This window comes from Phycicoccus sp. Root101, from assembly GCF_001426245.1.
GTDB lineage: Bacteria > Actinomycetota > Actinomycetes > Actinomycetales > Dermatophilaceae > Pedococcus.
The window spans coordinates 510,402-529,204 of the sequence record NZ_LMCM01000010.1 but is presented as its reverse complement, the minus strand read 5'-3'; the positions used below and the strand labels follow the sequence as shown (position 1 = coordinate 529,204).

The 18,803-nt window shown below is 72.4% G+C and carries 16 protein-coding genes; 5 read left to right on the top strand and 11 right to left on the bottom strand.

The window, feature by feature from the left end:
* The first annotated feature begins 72 nt into the window (after positions 1-72).
* Entirely contained in the window at positions 73-606 is a 534-nt protein-coding gene (locus tag ASC58_RS19400) for a YceI family protein (RefSeq protein ID WP_056915600.1), read from the top strand.
* A 101-nt stretch (positions 607-707) separates the two neighbouring features.
* Here ASC58_RS19400 and ASC58_RS19395 read toward each other — a convergent pair whose 3' ends face one another.
* The 5 genes from ASC58_RS19395 to ASC58_RS19375 form a co-directional block, all read right to left on the bottom strand.
* The gene (locus ASC58_RS19395; protein ID WP_056915601.1) at positions 708-3,485 is read right to left on the bottom strand and encodes a sugar-binding protein; all 2,778 of its coding nucleotides are present in this window, start codon (positions 3,483-3,485) and stop codon (positions 708-710) included.
* A 30-nt stretch (positions 3,486-3,515) separates the two neighbouring features.
* Positions 3,516-4,343: a carbohydrate ABC transporter permease gene (locus ASC58_RS19390; RefSeq protein ID WP_056915602.1), complete on the bottom strand. Its 828-nt coding sequence runs from the start codon at positions 4,341-4,343 to the stop codon at positions 3,516-3,518.
* On the bottom strand, positions 4,340-5,227 hold the full coding sequence (locus ASC58_RS19385) for a carbohydrate ABC transporter permease (protein ID WP_235529330.1): 888 nt from the start codon (positions 5,225-5,227) through the stop codon (positions 4,340-4,342). The genes ASC58_RS19390 and ASC58_RS19385 overlap by 4 nt, the downstream gene beginning before the upstream one ends.
* 2 nt (positions 5,228-5,229) lie before the next feature.
* Positions 5,230-6,588, bottom strand: a complete 1,359-nt coding sequence (locus ASC58_RS19380; RefSeq protein ID WP_056920410.1) for an extracellular solute-binding protein — start codon at positions 6,586-6,588, stop codon at positions 5,230-5,232.
* Between the two features lie 71 nt (positions 6,589-6,659).
* Complete coding sequence (locus tag ASC58_RS19375; protein ID WP_056920463.1) at positions 6,660-7,805, bottom strand: carbohydrate kinase family protein; 1,146 nt, start codon at positions 7,803-7,805, stop codon at positions 6,660-6,662.
* A 174-nt stretch (positions 7,806-7,979) separates the two neighbouring features.
* Between ASC58_RS19375 and ASC58_RS19370 the strand changes: the two genes are divergently transcribed.
* Both ASC58_RS19370 and ASC58_RS19365 read left to right on the top strand, forming a co-directional pair.
* Positions 7,980-8,783 (top strand): DeoR/GlpR family DNA-binding transcription regulator, encoded by an 804-nt coding sequence (locus ASC58_RS19370; RefSeq protein WP_056920409.1) that lies wholly within the window; start codon positions 7,980-7,982, stop codon positions 8,781-8,783.
* Positions 8,780-10,120: a 6-phospho-beta-glucosidase gene (locus tag ASC58_RS19365; protein ID WP_056920408.1), complete on the top strand. Its 1,341-nt coding sequence runs from the start codon at positions 8,780-8,782 to the stop codon at positions 10,118-10,120. The genes ASC58_RS19370 and ASC58_RS19365 overlap by 4 nt, the downstream gene beginning before the upstream one ends.
* A gap of 145 nt (positions 10,121-10,265) precedes the next feature.
* Here the strand turns inward: ASC58_RS19365 and hemB are convergent, their stop codons facing one another.
* From hemB to ASC58_RS19335, 6 genes are all read right to left on the bottom strand, one after another.
* Positions 10,266-11,261 carry a porphobilinogen synthase gene (gene hemB / locus ASC58_RS19360; RefSeq protein WP_082553480.1) on the bottom strand — a complete coding sequence of 332 codons (996 nt, stop codon included), beginning with the start codon at positions 11,259-11,261 and terminating at the stop codon, positions 10,266-10,268.
* 5 nt (positions 11,262-11,266) lie between these two features.
* Complete coding sequence (locus tag ASC58_RS19355) at positions 11,267-12,892, bottom strand: uroporphyrinogen-III synthase (protein WP_056920407.1); 1,626 nt, start codon at positions 12,890-12,892, stop codon at positions 11,267-11,269.
* Positions 12,889-14,007, bottom strand: a complete 1,119-nt coding sequence (gene hemC, locus ASC58_RS19350) for a hydroxymethylbilane synthase (RefSeq protein ID WP_235529329.1) — start codon at positions 14,005-14,007, stop codon at positions 12,889-12,891. The genes ASC58_RS19355 and hemC overlap by 4 nt, the downstream gene beginning before the upstream one ends.
* A complete protein-coding gene (locus ASC58_RS19345) occupies positions 14,004-15,311 on the bottom strand; it encodes a glutamyl-tRNA reductase (RefSeq protein ID WP_056920406.1) in 1,308 nt (435 codons plus the stop codon). Before ASC58_RS19345 ends, hemC begins: the two co-directional genes overlap by 4 nt.
* Positions 15,308-16,000, bottom strand: coding sequence for a redox-sensing transcriptional repressor Rex (locus tag ASC58_RS19340; RefSeq protein WP_056915609.1), 693 nt, complete (start codon positions 15,998-16,000; stop codon positions 15,308-15,310). Before ASC58_RS19340 ends, ASC58_RS19345 begins: the two co-directional genes overlap by 4 nt.
* Before the next feature lie 158 nt (positions 16,001-16,158).
* Positions 16,159-16,428 (bottom strand): glutaredoxin family protein, encoded by a 270-nt coding sequence (locus ASC58_RS19335; RefSeq protein WP_056915610.1) that lies wholly within the window; start codon positions 16,426-16,428, stop codon positions 16,159-16,161.
* A 168-nt stretch (positions 16,429-16,596) separates the two neighbouring features.
* Between ASC58_RS19335 and ASC58_RS19330 the strand changes: the two genes are divergently transcribed.
* Together ASC58_RS19330 and ASC58_RS19325 are read left to right on the top strand one after the other, a co-directional pair.
* Positions 16,597-17,412, top strand: coding sequence for a sigma-70 family RNA polymerase sigma factor (locus ASC58_RS19330; protein ID WP_235529328.1), 816 nt, complete (start codon positions 16,597-16,599; stop codon positions 17,410-17,412).
* Between the two features lie 132 nt (positions 17,413-17,544).
* Entirely contained in the window at positions 17,545-18,768 is a 1,224-nt protein-coding gene (locus ASC58_RS19325) for a hypothetical protein (protein ID WP_056920405.1), read from the top strand.
* Positions 18,769-18,803 lie beyond the last annotated feature (35 nt).

Here is an 18,803-nt window from a genome sequence, read left to right as displayed (position 1 = left end):
TCTGCTATGTTCAACACAGTGACCCCGCGGGAAAGTCCCGCGGAGACCCCCTCAACACAGGAGATACACCCCATGGCCAGCATCAAGGACCTTTCCGCCGGAACCTGGAACGTCGACGCCTCGCACAGCGAGCTCGGCTTCACCGCCCGCCACCTCATGGTCACCAAGGTCCGCGGCAAGTTCAACGAGTTCGAGGCGACCGCGACGGTCCCCGAGGACGTCACCGCCTCCACGATCAACGCGACCGTCCAGCTCGCCTCCGTCGACACCGGCTCCGCCGACCGCGACGCCCACATCAAGTCCGGCGACTTCTTCGACGTCGAGAACAACCCGACCATGACCTTCACCTCCACCGAGGTCAGCGACGACACCCTCAAGGGCGACCTGACCATCAAGGGCGTCACCAAGCCCGTCGAGTTCGACCTCGAGTTCAACGGCCTGGCCACCGACCCGTGGGGCAACCAGAAGGCCGGCTTCGAGGCCACCACCGAGATCAACCGCAAGGACTTCGGCCTCGAGTGGAACGTCGCCCTCGAGGGTGGCGGCGTCCTCGTCTCCGAGAAGATCAAGATCAACCTGGACATCCAGCTCGTCAAGGCTGCCTGAGCCCGACACGCACACCTGACGCACGAGAAGGGGCCGGTTCCGCGAGGAACCGGCCCCTTCCGCGCACCCACCGGCGGTCCTGACCGCCGGCCGGCCTCACCTCAACGGACGGCCGCCTTGGAGGCCAGGGTGCCGCCGGCGGCGTCCTGCCACCCGACGTACACCGTCACCGAGCCCTCGGGCGCCCGGTCCAGCACGACGCCGTACTCGTGCCTGCCTGCCGCCACCTGCACCGTGCGGCTGCCGACGGTCCCGGACGAGTCGACCACGTGGACGTGCGCCGACCCGGCGGAGTTCGCCCTCATCCGCACCAGGGCGGTGTCGCCCCGCAGCCGTGCCTTGTCGACCCAGCCACTGGCCGCCCGCGTGCTCGCCGCTCCCCCGGCCAGTGGGACGTCGATGGCCACCGCCTGACGCAGGCTCTGCGGGGAGTCGAGCGAGGACAGCGCACTGAGCGGGATGACCGGCTCGGGTGCCGTGGTCGGACGACCGGCCGGCGGCGTGTAGCCCGCAACCGTCGCCTGGCCCCAGCGGTAGGGGTCACCCTGCACCCCGCCCCACGTCGACCAGCCGATCCGCGTCTGGCCCGTCAGGTCCTGCGTGTCCGAGTCGTAGACGAACAGGTTGAGCCCCAGGTGCTCCGGGTCGACCGCTCCCGGCAGCAGCGACATCGGGATCGAGGTCTCGACGGTGTACCCGCCGGACCGGACCTTCGAGGCCACCTTCATGCCCGGTGCCGTCTGGGCACCAGGACCCTGGTGGTTGTCGGCGTCCCGCTCGTAGCAGGGACCACCCTCCGCGGTCACCGGGAGGATCGCCGCCTTGAACGTCGTCGAGGTGTTCTCCGACGTGCCCCTCGGGTCGATGGCCAGCTCGACGGAGTCGGTGCGCCAGTGCCGCTTGCAGTCGGCGGCGTCGAGCTTCGTGCCGAGGGTGTCGTCGGTGACGTCGACCAGCACGTAGAGGGTGTCGTCGCGCCACGCCAGCTTCGCCGTCGCCGAGCAGTCGGCCGCCGAGTCGCAGGCCGTCCCCTCCCAGAGCCGGGAGATGTCGATCGCGGCACCGGGGTACTCCCCTGCCGTGTCGACGCCGTCGACCGACGGCGCGGTCGGCGCCTGCGCGATCGTCGTCCGTGGCACCAGCTCGAGCGCGGCGGACGCCGTGCTCGACCCGGCCGACGACGTCGTCCGGATCGTGTAGGCGTAGTCACCCGCAGGCGCAGCCGGGGTGCCGCCCTGGTTCGAGGTCTTCAGCGAGGGATCGGAGTTGGTGACCGTGAACGTCACCGAACCTGTCCCTCCCGCCGCGACCGGCCCGTATGCCGCCGTGCCCGGCGACGCCGTGAACCCGGCCGGGAGGGCGAGCGCCACCGTGCCGGACTGGGCCGACGCGGAGTTGTTTCGCAGGTCGACGCGCACCTGGCGCGAACCACCGGAGGCGAGGGTGAGCACCGGGCTCACCGTGCCGCTCAGCTGCGGCTGTCCGGCAGCAGCACCGGTCCACCTCTCGAAGTCGGCGACCTGCGGGAGCAGCTGCTGGGTGCCTGCGACCGGGGCAACCACCTGCACCGGGCGGTCGGAGTAGCCGCTGCCCTCGTCGGAGCGCAGCGTCGCGGCAACGCGGGCGCGGTCTCCCACGGCGGCACCGGCTGCCGGGGTCACCGTGAAGGTCTTCGTCACCGTGCGACCGGCCTTGAGCGTGCCGATCGCCCCGCTCCCGGCGACCGTCCAGCCGGACGGCACGGACGGCACCAGCCGGGCGTCGTGCAGGCCCTTGGCCGGAGCGGTCACCTCGACCGTCGCCGTGAACGGCGCTCCGGCGAGGACGCCGAACCTCGTCGTGGCCACCCGCATCCGCGTTCCCAGCGGCACCGTGCCCGCGGCGTGCGTCACCGCCCCGTCGAGGGACGCGGACGGCCGACCCGCGGCTGCGGAGCCGGGCGCGGGGAACGGCACGCGGGAGTCGACCTGCTGGAAGTAGTCGCAGCCCAGGGCGTTCGGGTCGCTCGACACGTCGGGGAAGGTCGCCCAGCCCTGCGAGGCGTAGAGCCGTTGGGCGTCACGTTCGATGGCGGCCCACGTCTTCCCCGACTTCGCGCGCTCACCGGACCACACGCCGTACACGTTCTGCGTCGTGTCCTTGAGGGTGAACCCGGTGGCGCAGGCGGCACCGTTCGGGGCGGTCGCGGCAGAGCCACGGACCAGCAGGCGCAAGGGCGCCCAGGTCTTCAGCCCCTCCTTGCTGAGCTGCTCCGGGAAGCGCGTGGGGTCGGCCGCTGCGGTGAAGGCCTCGATGGCCAGGCGCCCCGCCTCCTGGTGGTTGCCGTGGTTGCCCGGCGACGGGGCCGGGTTCATCGTCGACAGGATCTCGGGACGGGTCTGGCGGATGATGCGCACGACCTTGCCCAGCGTCTGCTCGTGGTCCCAGATCTGCTGGGTCAGCGGGGCCGAGACCGTGTAGTAGAAGTCGACCTTGTCGAGGTTGAAGACGTCGGTGATGCCGGCCTTGCCGACCGCCGCGCGCTCCTCCTTCTCGCGCAGGAGACCGAGGGCCGGGCCCTCCTCCGGGCCGACCGCGTTGCCGCCGCCCTCGCCGCGGGTGACGGTGATGACGCCCGTCCGCAGGCCGTACTTCTCCTTCCACTCGCCGTACGCCGAGAGCTGTCCCGCCTCGTCGTCGGGGTGGGCCCCGATGAACAGCGCTCCCAGGTCGACCGGTGACCCGGCCGAGGTGGTGCGGTCCGGTGGCCTGGGTCCGCCGCGGTCGTGCGGCGACGCCTGCGCCGGACCGGATCCTGCGAGTCCGAGTGCTGCTGCGGCGGCGAGGGCTGCGGCTGACGCCGCTGCCGCTCTGGCCAGTGGGCGATTCCCTGCGATCATCGTTGACCTCCTGGGTCGGGTTGCGGTCTGTTACTCCCGGACTGCCCCCTCGAGCATCCCGGCGATGAAGTGGCGCTGGAGGAAGACGTAGAGCAGGACGACCGGGGTCGCGACGATGCACGCGCCCGCCGCGAGGAGCGTGAAGCCCTGCGTGTACTGGCCCTGGAAGAACGCGAGCCCGAGCGGGGCGGTGCGCAGGTTCTCCGAGGTGACCATGACCAGCGGGATGAGGAACTCGTTCCAGGTCCACATGAAGACCAGCACCGTGAGGGTGACGACGGCGGGCCGCGCCAGCGGGACGAGCACCTGCCACAGGATCCGCCACGTGGAGGCGCCGTCGAGGCGCGCGGCCTCGACCAGGGCCCGGCTCGAGCTGCGGAAGTAGGCCCGCATCCAGAACGTCCCGAAGGCCACCGACTGCGCCACCTGTGGCAGCACGACGGCCCAGACGGTGTCGGTCAGACCGAGTGCCCGCAGGTCGTAGTACAGGGGGACGAGGACGGCCTCGCTGGGCATCATGATGCCCAGCAGGAAGAGGTAGAACACCACCGTCGCGCCGCGAAAACGCATGGTGCCCAACGCATACCCGGCCAGGATCGACAGCACGAGGCTGACGACCACGACGGTCGTGGAGACGAGCAGGCTGGTGCGCAGGTAGCTGCCGAAGTGGCCGATGTCCCAGGCCTGCCCGAAGTTGCCCGGGTGCAGTCCGAGCACTCCCCCGGACGTCACGCCCCCGGCGGCGTCGTCGGGGCCGAGGGCGGCACCCAGGACCGTCAGGATCGGCGTCAGCGCGAAGACCGCGAAGGCGATGAGGATGACGTAGTTGCCGGTGCGTTCGGCGCGCGAGACCCTCACCGGTCGTCCCTCTCGGCGATGCGGGTGATGCCGAACGAGATCGCGAAGATGATCAGCGTCAGCACGACGGCGATGGCGGCGGCGGAGCCGACCCGACCCTGCTGGAACGCCCGGTTGTAGACCTCGAAGGACGGCACAGACGTGCTCGTCCCCGGCCCACCGCGGGTGGTGACGTAGACGAGGTCGAACGTCCGCAGGGCCGCGATCACGGTCAGCGTCAACGCGACCGAGATCTCACCACGCACCGACGGCAGCGTCACGGCGAAGAACTCGCGGAACGGGCCGGCGCCGTCGAGGCGCGCGGCCTCGTACAGCTCGCCGGGGATGCGCCCCATACCGGCGAGGAGCAGGACCGTCACGAGGCCGATCTCGAACCACGTGCCGATGAACCCGACCGCGGGCAGGGCCGCGGTGTAGTCGCCGAGCCAGCCGCGGGTCAGCGAGTCCAGGCCGATGGCACCCAGCAGGTCGTTGACCGTGCCGTCGGGGGCGTACATCCGGCGCCAGGCCACGGCGATGACGACCATCGCCACGACCTGCGGCAGGAAGACCACCGTGCGGAAGAAGGCGAGCCCACGGACCTTGGCGCGGTTGAGGATCGCCGCGAGACCGAGGCCGATGACGGTGGGCAGCACCGCGTAGAACAGCATGAGGACCAGCGCGTGCCCGAACGACGCCCGCAGGGCCGGGTCGGTGACGACGTCCGCGTAGTTGGACAGCCCCGCCCACGTGGCCAGGGTGTTGCCGTTCCAGTCGTAGAACGAGATCTGGACCGCGCGCCCGAGGGGGTAGAGCAGGAACGCGGCGTAGACGAGGAAGGCGGGCAGCAGGTAGAGCCACGCGATCCTGCGCGGCTCACCCGGCGGACCGGAGGGGGTGGCCACCCTCAGCCGTTCGAGGAGACGAACCCGCTGTAGTCCTTCTCGACGGTGTCGAGGAACTTGTCCGGCGTCGCCTTCTTCGCGAGCAGGTCCTGCAACGAGGCGCCGAGGGTGTCGGCCATCGTCGGCGTCGCGTAGTCGAGGTAGGGCACGAGCGAGTCGTCCTTCACCGCGGTGCCGAAGGCCGCGAACACGTCCTTGCCGAGCGCGTCGCCGGCGGTCTGGTCGGCGGTGTCGGCGATGGGCAGGTTGTCGTTCTTCGCGAGCACGCCCATGGCGTCCTTGCTCGTGATGAAGTCGATGTAGGCCGCGGCGGCGTCAGGGTGCTTGGACTTGCTGGAGACCGCCCAGGGCAGGCCCGTGCCACCGGTCGCGACCGGGGTGCCCGAGGCAGCCGGCGGGAGGGTGAAGGTCACTTTGTCGCCCATGGCCTTGCCGAGGTCGGCCTGCAGCCAGGTGCCCGCGATGAGGTAGGCGCCCTTGCCCTTGGAGAACGCCTGCCACGCCGGGTCGTAGCCCAGGCCGTTGACGTCCTTGGCGAAGTAGCCCTTGTCGACCCAGTCGACGAGCGTCTGCGCCGCCTTCGCGTTCTCCGGGGTCTTCCACGTGCCACCCTTCTGGCCGAAGCCGAGGGTGCGGATCGCGTCCGGCTTGGCGTTCTGGGCCTGGACCGTGCCGAAGACGTGGATGGCCGGCCACTTGTCGAGGTTGCCGAGGACGAGCGGCTGCTCGCCGGCCGACTTGATGGCGCCGAGGCTCGACTCGAAGTCGGACCACGTCGTGGGGACCTCGTTGACGCCGGCCTTCTTGAGGATGTCGGTGTTGGCGTAGATGCCGACGACCTCGCCGACCTGCGGGAGGCCGTACAGGTTGCCCGAGCCGAAGGTCTTGCCGTCCGGGGTGTACGACGAGTACTTGCGCACCGACTCCGGGTAGCGCTTGTCCCACCCGTAGGCGGTGGCGTACTTGTCGAGCGCCAGCAGCTGGCCGGCCTGGACGAACGACCCCATGTCCGGGCGACCGTTGTTGGCCTCGAAGACGTCGGGCGGGGTGTTGCCCGACAGCGCCAGCTTGAGCGTGGTCTTGAGGTCGTCGAAGGAGCGCGTGACCCGCTTGAGCTTGATGTTCGGGTACTTCGCCTGGAACTCCTTGTTGAGCTCCTCGATCTGCGCCGCCTGGCCGCCGCGGACCTCCTGGTCCCAGACGGTCAGGGTCACGTCACCGAGCTTCGAGGCGTCGGTCGAGACCTGGCCCGTGGGGGTGGTGCCCGAGGTGTCGGCGTTGGAGCCCGGCGTGCAGGCGGCGAGCGCGGCGGCACCGACGAGGCCGGCGGTGGCCAGCAGGATCGTGGGGCGGTTCCTCATGGGCGTTCTCCTTGATGGGTATGGCGCAGGGCTGGCGGTGCTGGAGGTGTGCGGTGCGGGGGTCGGGCGGCTCACGGGTAGCCCTCGACGTCGACGTGGCGGGCGATCGTGGCGGTGGCGCGGCGACCTGCGCCGAACGGGATGGTGGGGACGAGGTCGTCGAGGAAGCCGTACCGGCGCAGCAGCGACTGATGGTAGGAGCTGGCGTCGCCCGACGCCCGTCGCTGGGTCCACCAGTCCGCGATGTCACCCCAGCCGGGGGCGGCCAGGCTGCCGCCGAACTGCTGCACCGACAACGAGGAGCAGAGGGCGGCGAACGCCAGGCGTTGCTGCAGCGGCCAGCCCGCGAGGGTACCCAGGACGATCGAGGCGCCGAACACGTCACCCGCCCCGGTCGGGTCCATCGCCGGTACGCGCAGGGCCGGGACGACGGCCTCCTCGCCGGTGGCCGAGTCGATCGCGAGCGCACCGGACTCGCCGTTCGTGACAACCGCGAGCGGCACGTGGTCGGCGAGGGCGTAGAGCGCCTCGTGCGGGGTGCTGGTGCGCGTGTAGGCCATCGCCTCACCGGCGTTGGGCAGGAAGCCGTGGCAGACCGCGAGCTGGTCGAGGACCTCGCCCGACCAGCGCCCGGTGGGGTCCCAGCCCACGTCGGCGAAGACGAGCGAGCCGGCCGACTGCGCCTGCTGCACCCAGGTGGGCTCGGACGCGCCGATGAGCGGACGCTGCTCGGACAGCTCGACCATGACGGCCCGGGTGGGCGGCGGCGTGCCGATGAGCTCGGCGGGGCCGAGGGGCGGGGCGTGCCCGTGGCTGACCATCCCGCGGTCGCGGTTGACCGCCATGGAGACGGTGACCGGCGAGTGCCAGCCCTCGAAGCGCTGCGACCGGCTCAGGTCGACGTGCTCGTTGTCGGCCAGGGTCTCCCAGCAGAAGTCCCCGTAGGCGTCGTCACCGAAGGCGGCGGCCAAGGAGGTGCGCAGGCCGAGGCGACGCGCGGCGACGGCGAGGTTGGCGATCCCGCCGGGGCACGACCCCATACCGTCGGCCCACACCTCCTGGCCGTCCTCGGGGAGGGCGTCGAGCCCGGTGAAGATGATGTCGAGGAAGACCGTGCCCCAGATGAGGACGTCGAGCTCGGGGGTCCCGGGGGTGCGCAGGGCAGCGAGGGGGTCGTAGACCTGGTCCTCGTGCGCGGCCGCCGTGTCGTCGGACACGGGGGGCGCGTCGGACGGCGGGTGGGGCACCTGGTCGGGCACCTGCGGGCTCCTGTTCGTCGGTGGGCCTGCTGGCCAGAATGCCCTGTTGGTCCGGCCTAGACAAGCAAGAACGATCACAATTCTTCAGCGTTGTGCATATCGCTGCGCGGAAGTGATTGTTATGTTGCCTCCATGCGGGTCACCCGGCAACGCTCGATCGTCGAGCGGCTGCACTCCCACGGCCTTGCCTCCACCGAGGAGCTGGCCGCGCTCTGCGACGTCAGCCTGGCCACGGTCCGCCGCGACCTCATCGAGCTCGAGACGGCGGGTGCGCTGCGCCGGGTCCACGGCGGGGCGGTGCTCGACACGGCGGACGGCCGGGGCGCCGGAGTCGGGACCGGCGACTCGCCGGAGACCGACGCCGACGCGGTGCGCGGGTTCGCCGAGGTGGCCGCGAGCGACGCCGACGACAAGCGGGCCGTGGCGGTCCGGGCCGCCGCGATGGTCGCCGACGGCGACTGCGTGATCCTCGACATCGGCACGACGACGATGATGCTGGCCCGCGAGCTGCGCGGCCGCCCCGTCACCGTCGTGACCGCCAGCCTCGCGGTGCTCGACGTGCTGCGCGACGACCCGGCGGTCGAGCTGGTCCTGCTCGGCGGGATCGTCCGCCGGACCTACCACTCGCTCGTCGGCACCCTCACCGAGGACGCCCTGCGCCAGGTGCGGGCCACCTGCGCCTTCCTCGGTGCGAGCGGGGTCGCCACCGACGGCACGGTGCTCGACACCACCCTCGTCGAGGTGCCGGTCAAGCGGACCCTGCTCGCGACCTCGCAGCGGTCGGTGCTGCTCGTCGACCGCCACAAGTTCCCCGGCACCGGAGCGCTGCGGGTCTGCGGACTCGACGAGTTCGATGCCGTCATCACCACCACCGGGGCCCACGGCCCCACCCTCGACGCCGCTCGCGCGGCAGGCACGGAGGTCCACGTCGTATGAGGCTCGCGATCCTGGGTGGCGGGGGGTTCCGGACGCCGTTGGTCTACGGGGCCCTGCTCACCGACCACCACGAGCAGCGGGTCGACGAGGTCCGCCTGCACGACGTCGACGAGTCACGGCTCGAGGCGATCGGCCGCGTCCTGACCCAGATGGGCGCCGCACACGAGGACCCGCCGTCGGTGCTCACGACGACCGATCTCGACGAGGCCCTGGAGGGCGCCGACTTCGTCTTCTCGGCCATCCGCGTCGGCGGGCTCGAGGGGCGCACCCAGGACGAGCGCGTCGCCCTCGAGCTCGGCCTGCTCGGGCAGGAGACGACCGGGCCCGGCGGGCTGTCGTTCGGGCTGCGCACCCTCCCGGTCGCGCGGCACGTCGCCGAACGCGTTCGCGCGGTCGCCCCGGACGCCTGGGTCATCAACTTCACCAACCCCGCCGGCATGATCACCGAGGCGATGCAGCAGGTCCTCGGGGACCGGGTCGTCGGCATCTGCGACTCCCCCATCGGCCTCGGCCGGCGGGCGGCCGCGACCCTCGGGCTCGACCCGCTCACGACGAGCGTCGACTACGTCGGGCTCAACCACCTCGGCTGGCTGCGGGGCGTGCACTCCGGCGGCGAGGACGTCCTGCCCCGGCTCCTCGCCGACGACCTGCTGCTCGGCTCGATGGAGGAGGGTCAGCTCTTCGGCCTCGACTGGATCCGCACCCTGGGCGCCATACCGAACGAGTACCTCTACTACTACTACTTCAACCGTGACGCGGTGGCCTCGATCCGGGCCGCGGACCAGACCCGCGGCGAGTACCTCCTGGACCAGCAGCGCGGCTTCTACGCGTCGATGGCCGCCTCACCCCCCGACGCGCTCGGCGAGTGGGACCGCGTCCGCATGGAGCGCAACGCCACCTACATGAAGGAGGCCAGGGACGAGGGCGAGGAGCGGGACGAGCACGACGTCCAGGGGGGTGGCTACGAAGGCGTCGCCCTCGCGATCATGGCGGCGATCTCCCGCGGTGAGCCCGCCTCGCTGATCCTCAACGTCCGCAACCGCGGAGCCGTCCCCGGCGTGCCCGAGGACGCGGTGGTCGAGGTGCCGTGCACGGTCGACTCCGACGGGCCGCGGCCGCTGCCGGTCAGCCCCCTGACACCGCACCAGCTCGGGCTGGTGCTGCAGGTCAGGGGGGTGGAGCGCCTCACCATCTCCGCGTCGGCCACCGGCGACGAGCGTCAGGCCGTGGAGGCGTTCGCCCTGCACCCGCTGGTCGACTCGGTCACCGTCGCCCGCGAGCTCCTGCGCGGCTACCGCGCGCGGATCCCCGCCGTCGACGCGCTCTTCACCCGCTGACCCCTCACCCACGGGCGACCTCCCCCGGCCTCCGCCCCGCCTCCCCCACCCCGCGAGTTTGAAGCGGTGGCGACGCCCTGACGTCGCCACCGCTTCAAACTCGCGGGTGGGCGGGAGGGGTATGGCGCGGGGCGGCCGCTGCGGGTCAGTCTCGGAGCAGGGCGGCGGCGTCGAACGCGAAGTAGGTCAGGATGATCTGCGCGCCGGCGCGACGGATGCCGATGAGCGACTCCATCATCACCCGCTCACGGTCGATCCAGCCGTTCTCGGCGGCAGCCACGATCTGGCTGTACTCGCCCGAGATCTGGTATGCCGCAACGGGAACCGGTGACATGGCAGCCGCCGCGGCGACGATGTCGAGGTGCGGCCCGGCCGGCTTGACCATGACGATGTCGGCGCCCTCGGCGATGTCGAGCTCGAGCTCGCGCAACGACTCCGTGGCGTTCGCGGGGTCCTGCTGGTAGGTCGCGCGGTCGCCCTGGAGCGAGGACTGCACGGCCTCGCGGAACGGCCCGTACAACCCGGAGGTGTACTTCGCCGAGTAGGCCAGGATGACCGTGTCGGTGAAGCCCTCCGCATCGAGCGCGTCGCGGACGAACGCCACCTGGCCGTCCATCATCCCGGAGAGGCCGAGCACGGCTGCGCCGGCGCGGGCCTGCGCGAGGCCCATCGCGGCATACCGCTCGAGGGTCGCATCGTTGTCCACGCGCCCGTCCGCGGTGAGGACACCGCAGTGGCCGTGGTCGGTGAACTCGTCGAGGCACAGGTCGGCCATGACGACGAGCCGGTCACCGACCGCGTCGGCGACGGCACGCAGAGCGACGTTGAGGATGCCCTCCGGGTCGTCCGCACCGGAGCCGGTGGCGTCCTTGTGCTCCGGCACCCCGAACAGCATCAGGCCACCGAGACCCGCCTCGACGGCGCGGTGCGCCTCGGCGACCAGGGACTCGACGGTGTGCTGGACGACCCCGGGCATGGCCGAGATCGCGACCGGCTCGGTGATCCCCTCGCGGACGAACACCGGCAGCACCAGCTCGGCCGGGTGCAGGCGGGTCTCGGCGACCAGCCGGCGCACGGCCGGGGACTGCCGCAGCCTGCGGGGCCGGAGGACCGGTCCCGCAGGCAGACGCGCGTCAGTCACGTCGGTCACTTCGCCCGACGACGCGACGAGGCCTTCTTGGCGCTCGGTCGCACCACGTCCTCACCGGCCTCGGCCGCAGCAGCAGCCAGGCCCAGCCCGTAGTCGGCCAGCGCGTCGACGAGGGAGTCGGAGGACGCCTCGGGGGCGAGGACGTCGACCCGCAGACCGTGCTCCTCCGCCGCCTTGGCGGTCGCCGGCCCGATGCAGGCGATGACGGTCGACGGGTGCGGCTTGCCGGCGATGCCGACGAGGTTGCGCACCGTCGAGGACGACGTGAAGACGGCCGCGTCGAACTGGCCGCCCTTGATGGCCTCACGGATCTCCGCGGCGGGCGGAGCGGCACGGACAGTGCGGTACGCCGTGACGTCGTCGACCTCCCAACCCATCTCGACCAGTCCGGCGACGAGGGTGTCGGTGGCGATGTCGGCGCGGGGCAGGAAGACGCGGTTGATCGGGTCGAGCACCTCGTCGAAGGGGGGCCAGTCGGCGAGCAGGCCGTTGGCGGACTTCTCCCCCGACGGCACCAGGTCGGCGACGATGCCCCACTCGCGCAGCGCCTCGGCGGTGACCCCGCCGACGGCCGCGACCTTGAGCCCGGCGAAGGCGCGGGCGTCGAGCCCGAACTCCTCGAACTTCTCGCGGACGGCCTTGACGGCGTTGACCGAGGTGAAGCCGATCCACTCGTAGCGACCGGTGACCAGGCCCTTGACCGCGCGCTCCATCTGCTGGGGCGTGCGGGGCGGCTCGACGCTGATCGTCGGGACGACCTCGGCGGTGGCGCCGTAGGACTCGAGGCGGGAGATGGTCGAGCCGGACTGCTCCTTGGTCCGCGGGACCAGGACGTTCCAGCCGAACAGCGGCTTGGTCTCGAACCACGACAGCTGCTCGCGCAGCGCGACGGTGGAGCCGACGACGGCCAGGGCCGGGAACTCCACGGTCTTCATGACCTTGGCGACCTCACCGAGCGTGGTGACCCGGGTCGACTGGCGGATCGTCGTGCCGCGCTCGGTCAGGGCGACGGGGCACGACTCGGACCGGCCGGCGGCCAGCAGCTTGGCCAGTGCGCCGGTGAGGTCGTCGGGCGCGCCGAGCAGCACCACGGTGACCGACTCGGTCGCCGAGGCGGACCAGTCGACGCTCCGGTCGTTCGCCGCGATCACGTGCACGGCCGGCGAGCTGCTCGAGGTGAGCGGGATGCCGGCGTAGGCCGGGACCGCGGAGACGGCGCTGACACCGGGGACGACGTCGAAGCCGATGCCGGCCTTCTGGCAGGCCAGCGCCTCCTCGGCGAGGCCGTTGAAGGTGGCCGGGTCGCCGTCCATGAGGCGGACGACGAGCCCGCCGTGGGCGGCCTTGGCCGCCTTGACGACGAGCTTGGCACGCATCGCGTGCGTCAGCGGCTGGCCGTGGTCGCCGTGACCGGCGTCAACGACCTCGACGTCCGCACGGCAGTGACGGGCGACGACGTCCTCGCGGGCGACCTGGTCGATGACGACGACGTCGGCCTTGGCGAGGAACTCGATCGAGCGGACGGTCATCAGACCGGCGTCACCCGGGCCGGCGCCGACGAAGGCGACACGACCCGGCTGGCGGGTGGGCTTGGTGGTGGGCTGGGTGCGCGTGGGGCTCACGTGGCACGCTCCGTGCTGTCGTTTTCTGGGCGGCGGTCGGGGGCGGCGAGCGGAGTAGCTCCGTTCGCCCCGGGTGGGTCGGGGGGCTGGCCGGGGCCGGACGGGCGGTCGCCCGTCGGGTCCGGGCCCCCGGTGTCAGCCGGTGGTCGTTCCTCGGGCCCGCGCAGCACGTCGGCACCGTCCTCGAGGAGGACCTCGGCGAGGCGGTGACCGAGCGTGGCGGCCTCGTCGACGGGGCCGACGACGGAGCGACGGAGGTCGACCGAGCCGTCGATCGCGCCGACGAACGCGCGCAGCGACAGCTCGAGGCCGTCCTCACCCTCGACGACCTCGGCGAGCGCGCCGATCGGGGCGGAGCACCCCGCCTCGAGCCGGGCCAGCACGGCCCGCTCGGCGGTCACGCAGGCGCGGGTGTCGGCGTGGTCCAGGACGGCCAGGGCCGAGCGCGTGGCGTCGTCGTCCTCACGGCACTCGACCGCCAGCGCGCCCTGACCGGGCGCGGGCAGCATCTGCAGCGGGTCGATCGACTCGGTCACCTCGTCCAACCGGCCCAGCCGGGCCAGGCCGGCGCGCGCGAGCACCACGGCGTCGAGGGCACCGCCGTGCACCATGGCGATGCGGGTGTCGACGTTGCCGCGGATGTCCTTGAAGGACAGGCCCATCCCGAGGGCGGCCAGCTGCGCGACCCGGCGCGGGGAGCCGGTGCCGACGACGGCGCCCTCCCCCAGCTCGCCGAGGGTGCGGCCCTCCGAGGCGACGAGGACGTCGCGCGGGTCCTCGCGGACCGGGACGGCGGCGATGGTCAGGCCCGGCTCGGGGGCGGTGGGCAGGTCCTTGAGCGAGTGGACGGCGAAGTCGACCTCGCCGGCCAGCAGGGCGCGGCGCAGCGCCGCGGCGAAGACGCCCGTCCCGCCCAGCGTCGAGAGCGACGCGGTGGAGGTGTCGCCCTCGGTGACGATGGTGACGAGGTCGACCGTGTGGCCCAGGGCGCGCAACCGGTCGGCGACCCACGACGACTGCGTCGTCGCGAGCGCGCTGCGCCGGGTGCCGAGACGCAGCGTGAGCGGGCGGGTGGCCGGCTGGGAGCCGGTCGCGTATGCGGTCGTGGAGCTCACGGCATACCTCCCCGCTCGGGCGGCACGGACATCGTGGCGGCCTCGCCGGGGCGCAGGTCGAACAGCTCGCGCAGGGCCTGGGCGTACCCGTCGCCGTGACCGCCCACGGCGAGCTCCTTCACGCGGACGGTGGGGGTGTGCAGAAGCTTCTCGACGATGCGGTGCACCGCGAGCTGGACCTCGGCCCGCTCGGTGTCGTCGAGGTCGGGAAGACGCTGGTCGAGGCGCGAGAGCTCACCGGCGACGACGTCGGCGGCGTGCGAGCGCAGGGCAGCCACGGTCGGGGCCACGGTCTCCGCCGCGCGGGAGGTGAGGTACGCCGCGACCTCGCCGATCACGAGGTCGGCCACCTGCTGCACTTCGCTCGAGGTCTCGCCGCCGGACAGGTCGGCACCGAGGGAGGCGAGCCCGGCCAGGGTCACACCGTTGAGGGAGTCGACCTCGGGGGCGACGTCGTGCGGCAGGGCCAGGTCGACGTAGGCCTGGGGACGGCCGGCACGCAGCACCTGGGCGTCGGCGGCACCGGCGAGGTCGACCACGACCCCGGTGGAGCCGGTGCAGGAGATGACCACGTCGGCGCCGGCGAGGGCGCGGTGGAGCTCGTCCAGGGGACGCGCCTTCGCCCCGGTGCGCTCGGCCAGCCGCGTGGCTTTGGACAGCGTGCGGTTGACGATGGTGAGGGAACGCACGCCGCGCCGGGCCACCGTGGTCGCCGCGAGCGAGCTCATGCCGCCCGCGCCGACGACGAGCACGTCGAGGCCCCCGAGCGAACCCAGCTCACGCTCGGCGCGGGCCAGCCCGGCCTCGACGAGCGAGACGCTGACCGAGTCGATCCCGGTCTCGGTGTGTGCCCGCTTGCCCACCCGCAGCGCCTGCTGGAAGAGGGTGTTCAGGGACGGCCCGGCGTGCCCGGCGCGCTGGGCCTCGCGCAGCGACGTGCGCATCTGGCCGAGGATCTGCGCCTCGCCGACCGCCATCGAGTCCAGGCCGCAGGCGACCGTGAAGGCGTGGGCGATGGCCCGGTCCTCGTAGTGGACGTAGAGGTGTTCGCGCAGCTCGTCGCGCGACACCCCGGTCACCTCGGTGAGGGCGTCGGTGATGTCGGTGACGGCGCCGTGGAAGGTGAGCGACTCGGCATACACCTCGGTGCGGTTGCACGTGGACACCACGGTGACCTCGGAGAGGTTGTCGCGGGCGAAGAGGTTGGCCGCGAGGGCGGAGCGCCCGTCGGCGTCGAGGGACATCGACTCGAGGAGGCTCAGCGGCGCGGTGTGGTGGGACAGGCCCAGGATGACCAGGCTCATCGCGACACCGCCTCGGCCACGGCGTCGAGGGCCCCCTGGGCGGCCAGCGACTTGCGCTGCTCGTGGAAGGCGAGGATCTGCAGCTCGGTCGAGAGGTCGACCTTGCGGACGTCGACGCCCTCGGGCACGACGAGCACGCACGGTGCGAAGTTGAGGATCGAGCGGACCCCGGCGGCGACGAGCTGGTCACACACGGACTGGGCCGACGCGGCCGGGGTCGCGATGACCCCGATGGCCAGGCCCTGGTCGGTGACCAGTGACGGGAGGGCCTCCATCGGCTGCACCGGCAGGCCGGCGATCTCCTGCTCGTGCAGGACGGTGTCCTGGTCGAGCAGGGCGACGACGCGGAACCCCCGCGTGGCGAACCCGCTGTAGGCCGCGAGCGCGTGCCCGAGGTTGCCCATCCCCACGATGGCCACGGGCCAGTCCTGGGTGAGTCCGAGCTCGCGGGAGATCTGGTAGGCGAGGTGGTCCACCTCGTAGCCGACCCCGCGGACGCCATAGGAACCCAGGTGCGACAGGTCCTTGCGCAGCTTGGCGCTGCGGACCCCCGCGGCAGCCGCGAGCTCCTCGGAGGACACGGACGTGATGCCGCGTTCGGCGAACCCCGTCAGGGCGCGCAGGTACTCCGGCAACCGTGCCACCGTGGCGTCGGGTATGCCCCGACGAGCGCTCGGGTCGGCAGACAACGTCTTCTCCGGCTCCTTCAGTTCATGCAAGGTCCGCACCTGGCTGACGCGGGCTGCGAACCGAGATTACGCCTTTGTGAACCGATGCACAAAGTCACAAGCAGCCGTCTCACGCGCCGCGTGAGCCACGTCACCACGGCCCCTCACGGCACCCTCGCTCAGGACTGCAGGGCGGCGCGGAGCCGGGTCTCGTCGACCCGCCAGTAGTCGTGCTGACGCCCGTCGACGAACGTCACCGGGATCTGCTCGCCGTACTGCTCCATCAGGGCCGGGTCGTCCAGCACCGAGTCCTCGCGCCACCCCACCCCCAGGTCTGCGGCGACCCTGGCGACCACGGCCCGGGCGTCGTCGCACAGGTGGCAGCCGGGCTTGCCGAGGAGTCGGATCCGCGGCGCGACGGCCCCATCGGTCTCTGCGTGGTCGGGCATGTGACCAGCGTATGCCGCGTGCCGGGGTTCCGGTCGACGCGAGGGTTACCCGTCGGTACGTGAGTTGCCCTGCGACGGGCTCCGGGTGCGTCCGGGTGTGGTGGAGGTCTCCTGACAAACGCCGTGATTTCGGCAAAACTGTCCGGTCAGGAGGTTCCCCCTATCTGGATGCGCCCACGTCGCCGTGCCGCGGACCCGTTCGCGGGGCTGCGCGCTGCCCTGGGCACGGACCCGTTCGGCGGCCTCGTCCCGGCCGCGGCAGGGGTCGGACTGGACGGACACGGCATGGGACCGGCGACGCAGCGGTTCCTCGACCAGCTCCGGGTCGCCCTCAGCGTCGCCGGTGGCGAGACCCTCGACGGCTCGGGTGGTGGCCGCGGGGAGGACTCCGGTCCGGCGGCGCGCGCCGGGTTCGGTCCGGGCGAGGCGCCCCAGGACTTCGAGCGGATCAGCGCCCTCGTCGAGCTGGCCCAGCGCGGCGATGCCGAGGCGTTCGGGATGCTCTACGAGCGCTACGTGGACGTGGTCTACCGCTACGTCTACGTCCGCGTCGGGGGCCAGCAGCTCGCCGAGGACATCACCTCGGAGACGTTCCTGCGGGCCCTGCGCAGGATGGACTCCTTCTCCTGGCAGGGCCGTGACATCGCGGCCTGGTTCATCACCATCGCCCGCAACCTCATCACCGACAACGCCAAGTCGGCCCGCTTCCGCATGGAGGTGACCACGGCCGACATGCTCGACGCCGACCGGCGCGTGGACGCCCCCGACCAGGAGGTGCTCGACCGGCTCCGTGACGAGCGCCTGCTCACCGCCGTCAAGAACCTCAAGCCGGAGCAGGCCGAGTGCGTCGTGCTGCGCTTCCTCCAGGGGCTCACCCTCGCAGAGACCGCCAAGGTCCTCGGGAAGTCCGAGGGGGCGGTCAAGCAGCTCCAGCTGCGGGCCGTCCGTTCGCTGCACCGGGAGCTCGCCGATGTCGCGCTCTGAGCGGTCGATGACGCCCGGGGCCGGCCCCGTGCGGTCCGCCCGGTTCGCACGGGTTTCCCTGCGTAACTTCCGCCCCTCCGCGTCGTTCTCAGCACGTAAGACCGCGACCGAGCTGGGGAGGGAGGTGTCGGCATGGCAGTCCTGAACCGTTCGGCAGATCGTTTCCAGCGTGCGCTCGAGGGAGAGCACCCCGACGACCCGCGCGTTCGCGCCCTCCTCGAGACCAGCCACCAGCTGCTGTCGGTCGGCGCCGTCGCTCCCGGGCCCGACGCCGAGTTCGTCGCCGCCCTGCGCGAGCGCCTCATGGTCGAGGCGCGGTCCCTGCCCGCCCCCACGCCAGCCGCAGCCCGCGCCGCGACGGCGCGACGGGCCGCTGCCCGCACCGCCCCCGTCGTGGTCGTCGTCGGTCGCGGGCTGCCGCGGGCCCTGGTCGGCGCCGCGGCCTCCGCCCTCCTGGTCGGTGGCATCGTCGGCGTCGCATCGCGCTCATCCGTGCCCGGCGAGTCCCTGTACCCGGTGAAGGGCTGGCTCGACGGGGTGGCCGTCCGACTGGCGACCAGCGACTTCCAGCGCGGGACGACGTACCTCGGACAGGCCCAGGAGCACATCTCCGACAGCCGGGACCTGGCTGCTCGCACCGAGCCCGACGTCGGCGACATCAACACCGCCCTGTCCGCTGCCGCCGACTCGGTGCAGGCCGGCCAGCGGGCCCTCGACCGCGACTACGCCGCCACCGGCAACCCGCAGGCCCTGCTCGCCCAGCGCGACTTCACCGACCGGGCGCTGCCGCAGGTCGACGCGCTCCGCGACGAGGTCCCGCTCGGCTCCCGCGCGTCGCTCGACCGGCTCGAGGCGCTGCTGCGGGACTCCCAGGTGGCCACCGCCAGGCGCATCGCCGCCTGCGGCGGGCACTGTGGTGAGGTGCTGCGGACCAGCCTCCAGCCGTCGTCCCTTCCGAACGTCACCAGCACCGCGAGCTCCACGTCCGGCCCGGTCCGCTCGGGTTCGTCGAGCTCCCCGGCGACCGCCGGTGGCGGCGGCATCACCGTCCCCGACGCCCCGGTCACCGGCGGCGCAGGTGGCGCCGGTGGCGTCGGCGGCAACGGGCCGGCTCCCGGCGCGACCGCGGGCACGGGCGGGGCAACCATCGGTGGCGGCGGCGTCGGGGCCACCCTGTCGACCCGTGGCGCGACCGCGACCCTGCCCACGATCAGCGCGACCCTCCCCCTGCCGTCCGCGACGGTGACGGTCCCGCTCCCCTCGGCCACGGTCGGGACCGGCGGCATCACCGCGACGGTCCCGGGGTCGACGCTCGGCCCGGTGACGCTCCCCGGGTCGACGATCAAGCTCCCCTGACCCCCGGGCGCGGCTGCACGGCCGCCACTGTCGCC